The organism is Pseudoalteromonas sp. SR44-5 (genome assembly GCF_014163675.1).
GTDB lineage: Bacteria > Pseudomonadota > Gammaproteobacteria > Enterobacterales > Alteromonadaceae > Pseudoalteromonas > Pseudoalteromonas rhizosphaerae.
Genome location: NZ_JACJDT010000136.1, coordinates 1 through 1020, shown reverse-complemented (window position 1 = coordinate 1020; position 1020 = coordinate 1). Strand labels below are relative to the sequence as shown.

The 1020-nt window shown below is 39.6% G+C and carries 2 protein-coding genes; both read right to left on the bottom strand.

The window, feature by feature from the left end; all coding sequences use genetic code 11:
- Positions 1-392: 392 nt before the first annotated feature.
- A complete protein-coding gene (locus H5154_RS22845) occupies positions 393-869 on the bottom strand; it encodes a CbrC family protein (protein WP_310736634.1) in 477 nt (158 codons plus the stop codon).
- On the bottom strand, positions 791-1020 hold a 230-nt coding region (locus H5154_RS23475), incomplete at its 5' end, for a hypothetical protein (RefSeq protein WP_220493445.1). The genes H5154_RS22845 and H5154_RS23475, both read right to left, overlap by 79 nt.

Genomic DNA, 1020 nt, shown 5'->3' with positions numbered 1-1020 from the left:
CGGACATTAGTCACGTTATTTATTACAAACAACATTTCCTCGAAGAGTAATTGCGGGCAGGCAGTTTTTTGCACGGTTAAGTTTGATGACTTCAGCATTTATTTATAATGGGTGTCAATTTTGTTCCGTGAGCGACTGGCCATAGCATGCGGTATCACCATACCAAAAGTAGGCGCTTGGAAGCGAAGACCCTTGTCGAAGCTCAAAAACAAAAGGAATTAACATTGCGCTGAGCAATAACTATTTAGCTTCACAAGGTTTAGTGTCATTGAAAGATATTTGGATCAATATTGATAACGGGAGATGAACCGCCTATAGCACTTCCTGTTAATGAAAAGTGCATGATGGGTAGTGTGGAGGGAGGTTAGAGACCTCCGGCTACCCGATTAGCTTTAGTCACAGTCTGTGTAGAATTTATTTTGACCACAATGCCTACATTTAAATTTGTAAACTGCAAGATTATTGCCCGGAACATATGAATGAACAATACTAGGCCAAAGGTCTTTAGAAATATATTCTTCTCTTAAGAAGGCTTCTAGTTGCTCGCCTTCCAGTGATTCTAAGTCTGACTTTTGAGCATCACCATGAAATTCACATGCGTCGTTACAATGAGATAACCACCGCTCTTGCTGCCAAGAAATGAAACTTGGAGTTCTTTCACATACCTCTTTGACGATTTCTTTATCAATACCATTTGATAGTAGAGGATGTGAATCCGAAAACTCGCCATCAAACTTTTTTGCAGCAGAGCCATCTGATATACACCATGGGCAGATAATTTCTATCTCATCTATTGCGTAAATTGTTGATTCAGCTTTGTAGCCTTTTGAAAGACCGCAGCATTCGCATTCTTCATTAGTTTCAACAATTGCACCCGTTCCAACTGGGTCAGGGTGTGTAATGGTCTAATGAAACTGGACAGGTTTATAGCGTAAAATGAGCTAAACCCAAAAGGTATCACTATGACCAGAAAATCAAAAGTAACACTCAGTGCACAACAAAAACTTGAATATGCCAAAT